The following is a 10,582-nucleotide window of genomic DNA, read 5'->3' as shown; positions in this document are numbered from 1 at the left end:
GGATCGCAACCGATGGTGCACTGATCGCTGGAATCCGCCGAATTTACTCGTCTAGTATTAACGATCACGGAGTCTGAGCGTCTCTACGGGGGGGCGACGAGATTGAGTGCGTTCTGGTCTCGGGTCATGGGAGTGTTCCGTTCCCAGACCATCGCGACATGGGTGGGTGTCCTCGTAGCCATCGTGGGCGTCCTCGTGGCCATCGTGATCCCTCTGACTCTGACCGGGGGATCGAGCGAGTCGGCCGAGGCGGAGACCCTGCCCCAATCGTCGTCCGCTCTTACCGTCCTGCCCACGACCCCACCAACCTCACGCACCCCCTCGCCGTCACCCGAACCGGCCACTCCGTCGCCTAGCCCCACAGGGTCGCTATCCGCGATCGCCATCGACGACCCCCCTACGTGGCGCATCCCTGACAACTTGGTTGGCACTTGGAAGGGCACGGTGGGCGGCGACTCCGGAACGAGACGGGTTGACATTACCATCACGTTGAATGCTGGAGTCGGCAAAAACAGCAAGGTTGGCACCACGGTGTACACGCGATCGTGGTCGGACGCCGGGGAGTGTAGCGGTGAGCTGTACTTCGCCGACCTGCGGGTGAACGGAGGAATCAGCGTCGACACCGAGCAGGTGAGAGGCCCCAACTGCGGCGACAACTCCTACTCCGGAGCCGGGGTATATAGGCTTGACCCCCGTGACGACGGGCAGTTGGCATTCGCTAGCAACAGTTACACCGGCATGCTCACCCAAAGCTGACAAATGAGGACGGCGGCTGACGACGGATCGCAGGGCTGTTCCTCGATCCTCTGTGGTGTATACCCTATCGGTAGTAGAGGTCGACGCCTACCGGCCCGGCGGCGCGCTGTCGCCGCGTCGGCCGTTCGGGGATTTCCCATCGACCTCGACGGTGAACGACACGAACCAGCGACCTGCCGCGCGCGACCAGTCGGGCATGCCAGGTTCCCATGCCGGGCGGTTCGGCTCGGGTTGCCCCGTCGCAAGGCGAGGCGGCATTAGCGCCACTGTCCGGCGCTCTCATGTGACGGCTACACCCACCTCCCCACCCTCACCACACGACCACGCCACGTCTCGCCGCCCGGGAACAGCCCCGAGATCGACGAACTCGAACCCGCCGCGAGAAGCCAGTCGCCAGTATCAGATCGTCAGTCGCGACCGCGACCGCGACCGCGACCGCGACCGCGACCGGAGTGAACCACGCCCTACGGCCTCCCCCAGCCCACCACCCACCCGAGGTTCGGACTTGCTCGTCTAGTGCAATCGACGTTGCGGCCGGGAGCGCCGAGCCGTTGCCCTCGCGCCCGAGACCGGCCACAGCCGCCGAACCGATTGAAGTCTTCGATGACCTTGCCACGCTACAGCGCGTCGCCGATGCCCTGCGGGCACTGGATTGGGACTTGCCGCCCGGCGAGGGTGTTGGGCGATAGACGGCTCTCCGGCGGCTCTGGTCTCCGAGCGCCGTTCACCAGAGGATGGCCCGTAGCAGCGCCACCCATGTCCCGAGGAGTGCCATGCCCACGCACCAAACCGCCACCTCGCTCCGCGCGCTGGACGGCGTGCGCCTCGCCGCGTCATTGACCACGCCGGATGCCGCGGCTGACCGGGCTGTGGTCCTGGTTCACGGCGGCGGCGTCACCCGTGAGGAGGGCGGCTTCTTCACCCGGCTGGCCGTCGGACTGGCCGAGGCAGGCGTGGCGTCGCTCAGATTCGACCTCCGGGGCCACGGTGAGAGCGACGGCCGCCAGGAGGAGCTAACGCTGTCGTCCATCCTCAACGACATTCGGGTGGCCATCGCTCACGTGCGGGATGCGGCCAGCGTCGATCACGTGAGCCTGCTCGGCGCGAGCTTCGGCGGGGGCATCTGCGGCTACTACGCGGCGAAGCGGCCGGACGACGTCGCCCGCCTGGTGCTGCTCAACCCTCAGTTCAACTACAAGTGGCGCACGATCGACAGCCGGCCGTACTGGCACGACGACCGCCTTGACGACGACATGGTGAAGACGCTCGACGAGCAGGGGGCCATCACCTTCACGCCGACGCTCAAGCACGGCCGCCCGCTGCTGAACGAGGTGTTCTGGCTGCGGCCGGACGAGGCCATCGGCGAGATCGCCGCGCCCACACTGGTGGTACACGGCACCAAAGACACGCTGGTGCCGATCGAATCGTCGCGGGCCGCGATGGGCAAGTTCACCGCCGAGCACCGGTTGGTCGAGGTCGAAGGCTCGCAGCACGGCTTCGCCGTCCATGACGACCCGCAGTACCTCCAGCCCCAGAGCCAGGAGTGGCAGGCGTTCGTGATCCGCACCGTCGCCGAGTGGCTGACAGACGGATAGGTAGGACCCCTTCTGCTCACCGATCACAATCAAGTGGCCCCAGGAGAACCAAGGTTCCCCAGGCCGGCCCAGTCCTGCATCCCGGCCGTGATCAACGATTTGACCTTGGCCTGCCCCTCGACGAGCACGACGTCCGTGAAGCACGCGCATTGCATCAGCGGGCTGCTCCGCGCCACGCACACCACGATCCCGGTCACCTGGAGCCCTCGTGCGGCGGCGATCAGGTTCTCGTCGACCGCTGGCAGCGGCAGCTGCTTCACCAGCTCCGATGCGAACTGCCGCTCGACGGAAGACCGGTTGACCAAGCCGAGCGCGCGGTTGGCGAACTCGCCCATCCCCTCATGAAGCCGCTCGCGCCCTTCCAGAATGGCCCGTGCCAGGCGGGCAAGCGTCTCGCATCGCCGTCCCGACCAGGAGCGAGTCACCCGCTGCCACACCTGGTCACTGACGTACCTGGTCGCCCTGTCGCCAACAACAGCCGGGAAGTTGGAAGTGATCAGGCCTGCGGACGACTCCGATGCCGACCGCACCTGCAATTCCTCACGGCTCGGAGGCCGCGGCGCTGGAGGACGTGGCGCTGCTGGCACGGTTCCCAGCCGGGGTGCCGGCGGTATCGCCGAGGTGCTCCGGCGTGGACGGGTCTGCCGAGTCTGCATCGTCGGCCACGACTGGTGATGCGAGCGGATGTAACAGCGCTGACCGGCCTCCTTGACAGGGTTCCGACATCTCGTCCCGTCGGGACAGATCGCACCGCACCGATACCGATACCGCGCCATGCACTGAGCGTCCAGCCTGCGACGCTAAGTAAGCAATAGCCGAGTTGGCCATCCGTTGACTAAACGAGATAGTCCACCGTGGCAGGCAGATTCGGCCCGGATACACCGTTGACCCACAAGGAGCCGCGATACTCGGCCAGGTCGCAGGGCGTGTTCTAACTGCTACGCAAGCATCGCTTCCCGGAAGTCCCGTGGCCCTGGACGCGCTCGCCACGGCTCAAGCGTCCGACCCACATCAGCCAGGATCGTCAAGGTCCGGCCCGAGCTGGTCGCATGAGCGATCCGCAGTGCATCGAGCGCCGCAGCGGCGGCCTCGTCTGGATGCCCACTGAGGGCAAGGGCCGCGGCCCGACGAGCACCGAACAGTCCGGTGTCCCGACGCGACAGCGAACCCGTGCTCAGGATGCCCCCGAAGATGCCGGCCGCCCGGTCAGGAACGCCTGCCTCGGTGTAGATGGCGGCCGAGCGCAGCTGGAGCGTGACGGTGGTGAAGTGAGACTCGGTCGATGTCGTGGCGCCGGACTCGGCCTCGTCGAGCACATGCCGGGCATTGTCGAGCTTCCGCTCGATAACGGTCAGCGACTCGCCGTGGGTGGCCAAGGCGAGCGCCTCCTGCTGCAACCGCTCGGCGTGGACGGCGGCCCGGGGCGCGGGACACACCCGGGAGGCGGCCTCAGCGAGCGTCAGCATCCGGGCCAGTTCCCGGCCGTCGTAGGCCATCTGCGATTTCTTGATCAAGACATACGCCTGCATGGAGTCGTCCTGAGCTTCCTGAGCCCACTCCATGGCCCGGTCGTACCAGTACGCGGCCGAGCCGGGGTCGTGGAGGTCGCGGTAGAGCCAGCCGGCGAACTCCGCACCGTCAGCCCCGACGGCCAGCAGGTCACGCCGGATTTCAGGCCGGACGTCGCGGGCGTGCTGCTGGATGGCACCAAGCACGCCGAGGACCAGCGGTAAGACACCCAACGGGCCGGCTTCGCCGTCATCAGCTTTGCATCGCTCGAACTGCCGGGCGAAGAAGCCGACGACCGAGCCGTCCAGGTAGCGGCGGGCATCGTCCAGGGCGGCGGCCACGTGCTGCAACTCATCGAGGCCAGCCACCGGCAGGACATGAGCCGCCACCCGACGCGCGGTCGTGCCGCGGATAGCCGGTGGCCCGCCTGGTCTATCCGCAGTTTCGGAATCGGACGCCAGGTTCGCGACGAGATCGTCAAGGCCGTTGGCCCTGGCGGCGCTGGCGTCTATCGGCAGCATGACCTCCCGGCCGCCCAGCAGCACCGGCATCAGGACCGGTGGCTGAGCCTCGGTAACGCCGGCACGGGCACGCGGCGAGCCGGGCAGGTCGAACCACAGCAGCTCGGCCGGTATGCCGAGGATCTGGCTGTAGCGGATCAGCTTGGTCAGTTCCTCGGGTGCCCGGCCGTTCTCGATGCGGCTGAGCTGGGCCTGGGTGAGGCCGAGCCAGGTGCCGACGAGTTCCTGGGGCAGCGTGTGGCCGTGGTGCGGGTGGTTCCGGTAGGCGAAGATCACCCGGCCCATGTGCCAGGTGGCCAGAGCGTCACGCATCTGGTCGAGCGTCCAGAACGCCGACGGCACGGCTGGCGGCCGGGCCTGGGTGTCGAGGGCGGCGCTCTGGCAGGGGCTGCACATCGGGCGCAGGTTGTCGGCGGCCAGGCGGTGGCCGCAGCGGGTGCAGTGGCGGAGCGGGTGCGTGCTCGTCACCGTCTCCCCCTCGGTCGCGCGTCGGACGATCACCAGGACGCTAACACTCCCGGTAGCAGGGTCTATGCGTCGCGCGTATGTCGATCATCACGCATTGGCATGGTCGGGGCGGATTCCGGGCCTGACGCTGAAGACCGTTTCACGTCCTTGATCGGGATGCCGCAGACCAGCCCCGCCGCCCCTCGTGGGTGGCGCGTCGGTCTGGCCTCCCCGGTGCGAAAGGGGGTTGCCCCGTGGCCCTCACGGTCGCCGTACCCGTCTTCGGCCCGCCGGCCGCTGGTAAGACGACGCTGACCGCGAGCCTCGGTCAAATGCCGGGGCATACCGTCTTCCGGCTTCGAGAGCACGTCCCGGAAACCATCCTGGCGGCCACGGCCACCAGCGCCGAGCGGCTGGGCTGGATCGACGACTTCACCGTGGTCACGGCGCTGCGCGGCTACCTCAACACCGTGGCGCAGGGCGGCCAGATCCACACCGTCTTCTTCGACAACTTCCCTGGTAACGCCACCCAGGTCCGCCTGTTCCTGGCGGCGCTTCGTCAGCACGCGCCGGACTGCGTAGCCCGCGCCGTGGAACTGACGGTCGACGTCACGACGCTGTACCGGCGGGCCTTCCAGCGCCGGGTCTGCCACCGCTGCGAACGCGACCCCATCCGCGACCCCCGCCTCCCGGCCGTGCCCAGTACAGATGATGCCCAGCGCTGCGCCCGCTGCGGCGGCATCCTCCACCCCCGCCGGGGCGACGCGCCCCGCCTGCTGCGTGCCCGACTCAACCGCTACCGCCAGACCGCCGACGGCATCCGCCAGGCGTTCGCGGCAGCCGGCATCCCGGTGGCCCAGCTCGACAGCAGCACCTCAGCCGACCACGTCGCTCACGCCGTCACGGCGCTACTGACCCCGAGGAGCAGCCAACTATGACCACTATGTCCCTTGACCCCCCGCGCGTCCGCACGGACGACGACTACGGCCACGCCCGGATGCCCCGTCGGGCGGGTATGCCGGCGCCGGAGCGGATCGAGCGCATCGCCTACGGCCGGTTCCGCAATGTCTACCTCTACATCACCGAGGCTTGCCAGCTGCGCTGCGAACACTGCTACATGGGTGATCGGCTGGACCGGGCGCTCAAGCTGACCCTGCCGGAGATCGCCGCGACGCTGACCACTTGGCGGCGGATGGGCGGCAGCAAGCTGACCATCCTCGGCGGCGAACCGACGCTGCATCCGAACTACGTGGACGCCATCCGGCTCGGCCGGCAGCTCGGCTACGAGGACGTCATCACCACGACCAACGCCCAGAAGCCAGCGGCGCGGAGGTTCCGGCAGCTGGAGCCGGAGGACTTCGCCTACGTCCAGGTCAGCCTCGACGGCGGCAGCGCCGCCACCCACGACCGGGTACGCGGCGCTGGCACGTTCGACACGGCGCTGGAGACGACCGCCGAGCTGACGAGCCGCGGCTTCGACACGCGGATCATCTGCACCGTCAACCAGGCCAACCAGCCGGACGCCCTGAAGCTGCTGGACACCGCCGACGAGCTCGGCGTGTCGCTGGTGAAGTTCCACGTCTTCTCGACCATCGGCGTCGGGCACGGCAACGCCGACATGGCCATCGGACCGGCGGAGTGGGTGACGTTTTGCGACGTGCTGAACGAGATCGCGCCCGGCTACCAGACGCGGGTCTGGTACCAGCCGACCTACGCCCGCCGCGACCAGATGGCCCGCTACGCCGCCGAGGGCTACCAGGGTTGCATCGGGCGGACGCTGGACCGGATCTCGATCTTTCCCGACGGCAGGTGCTACGTCTGCTCCTACCTGTTCGACACCGACCTGTACTTCGCCCGGATGCAGGACGGCCAGGTGGTGCTCAACCGCGGTGACAACGAGTTCGACCTGTTCACGAAGCCGCTCACGACGAGTGCCTGCGGCGGCTGCAAGGCCACGGCCTGCCAGGGCGGCTGCCCGGCCGAGGAGATCGTCATGGGTGGCTCGTCCTGCGCCGCCGAGCCGGACATCGTGCCGGTCTGCCGGCTATGGAAGTCCAGCGCCAAGCCCGAAGACTGAGGAGAAGATCCAGATGGAGCACATCATCTCGCCGCTACGCGGGCTGGACTGGAACGACATCGACGCCGTGGAACACGCCACCCGGAAGGCACTCACCCAGCTGGCCGACGACCCGGAGTTCGTGCGGGAAGCCCTGCTTGCCCTGCCGGAGCGGCCGGAGCTGCTGGCCCTCGCCGAGCACTACGACATCCTCGACAAGATCGTCCTCTACCAGGACGACGCCGGCATCCGGGTGCGGCTGCACGTCTTCCTGCCCGGCCACTTCGACCGGCCGCACAACCACCGCTGGTCGTACGCCAGCCTGATCTTGCGCGGGGAGTACCGGCACTACCTGTTCGGCGACGTCGACGTGGACACCGAACCCGAGCCAGGCAGCCTGGCCGCGTTGCAGGTCCGCCAGGAGCAGGCCGGCGCCAGCTACGCCCTGCACCACGCGATGGTGCACGCCGTGGTAGCCGAGCCGTACACCGTGTCACTGGTCATCCGGGGGCCGGCGGTGAAGGACCGCTTCCTGGTCATGGACCGCAAGACCGGTGAGAGCTGGTGGCAGTTCGGCGCCGCCCAGGAGTCGGCGGGCGAGGCCGCCCGCAAGCGGATGCCCCGAGAGCGGCTCGACGAGCTGACGAGGATGCTGCGGGAGTGGGATCTGTTCTGACCGAACGTGCGGATCGGGGCTACTGGTGCCCGATGACATGATCCACGGCATGGCGGACGAGAGGTTCAAGGACAGCTACATGGGCGAATGGCAGCTCGCCGGCAGTAGCCAGCCACCCGTCGGAGGCGTGCTGACCATCGGCGAGCAGATTCAGCTCCGGACCCCTCGCGGGCTGCGGGACCGCCCCGCTGGTCGGCACATCCAGCACGACCGCCTCACCAACGAAGTGATCATCGGTGACGTTCCGGGACCGGACAACAAGGTCACCCTCCTCGGCTGCCGGAGTGGCGCGAGCAGGACAACCCCGAACGGCATCGGCGACATCGAGACCTTCGCCTCCGCGATGCTGATCGGTGACCGCCACCTGAGCAAGGCTAGCGAACAGACGTTTGACCAGCTCTCGTTCCGGCTCACCGGCCTCAACAGTTGGATGGGCCGACATCCGTTCACCGATGACTCCGATGCCGACTCTGGGGCCATGTACTTCAGACGGCCGCCAGAGGTGACCTTCCCGGTACCCGATGGCCAGGCGATGATCGGCCGGAGCTACAGCGCCACGCACGGCGACACGGTCGGAAGCATCCGGAGCGAGGAGGAGATACAGATCCAGCTCGACCGGCCGCAGTCGTTCAACGCCCTGTACGTGCGCTACATCCGGCCGCTGCGCTTCTTCTTCGATCTCGCCACCGATGAACCCTGCCGGGACAGCCATGTGATCATGGCCAACTCCAAGGTGTTGGCCTCCTATGGCCTGTCTGCGCCCTTCCAGGTTCGGTACGGGGATGCGGCCGAGCCGGAGTACACCAGATCCATCCGCCAGGAGATGGTGTTCACGCTCGATGACATCGAGCCGGCCACCCACCTGCCCCTCTGGTTCGAGCTGGAGGCCCGGCTCAACCCGGTCTGTGATCTGCTGTTCTCGCTGCGAGAGCAGTCGATGCGCTTCATCCCGACCCGGGCCTTCACCGCGGCCTCGGCGGCCGAGGGGATGCACAGCCGCCTGTACGGCAAGAGGGACACCGCCGCGCACCAGGCGCGGCTTGATCGGATCTACCAAGCCGTGGGCGAGGGTCCGGACCAGCAATGGCTGAAGAACAAACTCATGCACTCCGACATCACCTACGCCGGGATGCTAGGCAACCTCATCAACGAGGCGGGGGTCGCCTTCGCCCCGTACCTCGGCCTACAGGTCAAGCGGTGGACCCGGCGCATCAACGACTACCGGAACATCGTGGCCCACACCCTGCCCGGCATGGCCAAGCGACCGGAAGAGGTCCTACGGCTGGCCTCCACCGTCGAGCTGCTGCTGCGGATCATCCTGCTGCGCCGCCTCGGCTTCACCGAGGAGCAGTGCCTCACGATGATCAGCCGCACCTGGCGCTGGCCACGGTTCCGAGCAGCGCTGCCCGTCGAGGTGCCGTACGTCTGCTTGCCGTCAGGCTCAGACCGTCAGCCGAGCCCGGCCAGCCGCAAGGGCCTGTAGTTCCGCGAGCGTCGGGAGCGGCTCGTGATGGGCGCGCTCACAGCGCAGAGCCCCACTGGCGGCAGCCAGTTCCAGGGCATCGCGCATCGACCAGCCCTGATGCAAGCCGTAGATCAGGCCGCCGGAGAAGGCGGTGCCGGCGCAGTGGGTGTGCCGTACCTGCGCCTCGAAAGCCGGCACCCACACTCGTCGGCCGTCCCCGACTGCAATGGCGCCGGATGCCCCGGCGGTGATCATCGCCCAGCGAGCATCCGTCGCGTGCAGCAGCGAGGCCGCCACCGCCGGGGCGGCCTCGTGCTCGGCGTCGTCGACATTGGTCTGGATCAAGGCATCTGGATGATCATGGATCGCGGCGGCCATCGCCGGCGAGAGCGCCGAGCCGCCCAGGTTGATCAGTGTCGGCACGCCGGCCGCCCGCGCGGCCTGGATGGCGCGGACGGCAGCGGCCTCGATGAGCTGGTAGCAGTCAATGTAGGCGAAGGAAGCCCTGGCGAGCGGTGACAGATCGACCGCGGCCAGGGCTTCGGCGACGCCGGGGAGATACGGGAACCAGGTGCGAGTGCCCTGGTCATCGGCAACGATCACAATGGACGGGGTGGGCATACCGGGCGCCAGCTCGGCGGAGGCCGCCACCCGATGCCGATGGAGCCAGGCCCGCACCTGATCGCCCTGGACGTCGTCGCCGATGTCGTTGCTGATCACCAGCGCCGGCACGCCGAGCGCGGCCAGAACGGCGGCGGCCATTGGGCCATCGGCCGCGATCGAGGACTCGGCCCGCCGAACCTCGGCCCCGTGGTTGGCCGGAGGGAAACGATCAACACTCCAAAGCGATGCAGCAGCCAGGTAGCTGAAGCAGACCACCGGGCCGGGATCATCCCCGGGCATCGCTACCAGCCGTAGATCGAGAAGGGCTGGCCAGCGGCGATGTGTTCGAGGGCGGTGCGGCAGTAGGCGATCATGTGGCCGGGAAGCTCGTCGAGTGGGAACCAAGCCAGCCCGCTGCACTTGTCGGGCTCGCGGTTCTCCGGCTCGCCATCCCATGCTCGGACCGTGAAGAAGAAGGCGGCGCGGCCACCGCTGGATGAGTTGTGCATAACGTGGGCAAACTCGACTGCTTCGGGTTGGATCGTAACGCCAATTTCTTCCTTGGCTTCACGGATCAGAGCGGTGACTACAGATTCCCCGGCTTCGAGGTGGCCGGACGGAAGATGGTAGGCACCGTCTTCATAGCCGGTGTTCTGGCGGCAGCCGAACAGGACTTTGTTGCCTTGGAGCAAGACGAGGTGGACGTCGGTGGTGAGTTGGTGGCGAGGCATGAGCGGGTCTCCTTTGACCGATGCCGGGATCAGCCTGTGCGTGTATGACCTGCTGGAAGTATAACGCGAATGCCTCGCTATTCCGATACGCCAGGCCAATTTAGCGACCGTAGTCTTCGATCAGGAAGTCCGCGGCGGATACTGATTCCGACTCGCCTTCGAGCGGGCGTGTAGCCGATCGATACCCTCACGAGCCCCCTCAGTCCATCTCACAGGGTCAGGC

Annotated in this window: 10 protein-coding genes; 6 read left to right on the top strand and 4 right to left on the bottom strand. The window is 67.6% G+C overall.

All coding sequences use genetic code 11. The annotated features are described in order from the left end of the window. Positions 1 to 531 precede the first annotated feature (531 nt). Positions 532 to 756: a hypothetical protein gene (locus tag AC08OV_RS20675; protein ID WP_476614576.1), complete on the top strand. Its 225-nt coding sequence runs from the start codon at positions 532 to 534 to the stop codon at positions 754 to 756. Between the two features lie 773 nt (positions 757 to 1,529). After that, entirely contained in the window at positions 1,530 to 2,351 is an 822-nt protein-coding gene (locus AC08OV_RS20670) for an alpha/beta hydrolase (protein ID WP_476620148.1), read from the top strand. Positions 2,352 to 2,380: 29 nt separating this feature from the next. Here the strand turns inward: AC08OV_RS20670 and AC08OV_RS20665 are convergent, their stop codons facing one another. Further along, positions 2,381 to 2,686 (bottom strand): hypothetical protein, encoded by a 306-nt coding sequence (locus tag AC08OV_RS20665; protein WP_476614574.1) that lies wholly within the window; start codon positions 2,684 to 2,686, stop codon positions 2,381 to 2,383. 603 nt (positions 2,687 to 3,289) lie between these two features. Then, positions 3,290 to 4,849 carry an XRE family transcriptional regulator gene (locus AC08OV_RS20660; RefSeq protein WP_476614573.1) on the bottom strand — a complete coding sequence of 520 codons (1,560 nt, stop codon included), beginning with the start codon at positions 4,847 to 4,849 and terminating at the stop codon, positions 3,290 to 3,292. Between the two features lie 233 nt (positions 4,850 to 5,082). Here AC08OV_RS20660 and AC08OV_RS20655 point away from each other — a divergent pair, with 233 nt between their 5' ends. The 4 genes from AC08OV_RS20655 to AC08OV_RS20640 are packed head-to-tail and all read left to right on the top strand — an operon-like array spanning position 5,083 to position 9,043. Then, positions 5,083 to 5,766, top strand: coding sequence for an adenylate kinase family protein (locus AC08OV_RS20655; RefSeq protein WP_476614572.1), 684 nt, complete (start codon positions 5,083 to 5,085; stop codon positions 5,764 to 5,766). Beyond that, on the top strand, positions 5,763 to 6,905 hold the full coding sequence (locus tag AC08OV_RS20650) for a radical SAM protein (RefSeq protein WP_476614571.1): 1,143 nt from the start codon (positions 5,763 to 5,765) through the stop codon (positions 6,903 to 6,905). Before AC08OV_RS20655 ends, AC08OV_RS20650 begins: the two co-directional genes overlap by 4 nt. 13 nt (positions 6,906 to 6,918) lie before the next feature. After that, entirely contained in the window at positions 6,919 to 7,560 is a 642-nt protein-coding gene (locus AC08OV_RS20645; protein ID WP_476614570.1) for a hypothetical protein, read from the top strand. Positions 7,561 to 7,609: 49 nt separating this feature from the next. Beyond that, complete coding sequence (locus AC08OV_RS20640; RefSeq protein ID WP_476614569.1) at positions 7,610 to 9,043, top strand: ApeA N-terminal domain 1-containing protein; 1,434 nt, start codon at positions 7,610 to 7,612, stop codon at positions 9,041 to 9,043. Here AC08OV_RS20640 and AC08OV_RS20635 read toward each other — a convergent pair. Continuing rightward, positions 9,002 to 9,787: a carbohydrate kinase family protein gene (locus tag AC08OV_RS20635; RefSeq protein WP_476614568.1), complete on the bottom strand. Its 786-nt coding sequence runs from the start codon at positions 9,785 to 9,787 to the stop codon at positions 9,002 to 9,004. The two genes, AC08OV_RS20640 and AC08OV_RS20635, sit on opposite strands and share 42 nt — an antisense overlap. Positions 9,788 to 9,930: 143 nt before the next feature. Beyond that, the gene (locus tag AC08OV_RS20630; protein WP_476614567.1) at positions 9,931 to 10,359 is read right to left on the bottom strand and encodes an NUDIX hydrolase; all 429 of its coding nucleotides are present in this window, start codon (positions 10,357 to 10,359) and stop codon (positions 9,931 to 9,933) included. Positions 10,360 to 10,582: the final 223 nt, after the last annotated feature.

Source organism: Frankia sp. CeTa3Moorea (genome assembly GCF_978021225.1).
The sequence above is the reverse complement of the archived record's forward strand: the minus strand, read 5'-3'. Positions and strand labels throughout refer to the sequence as shown.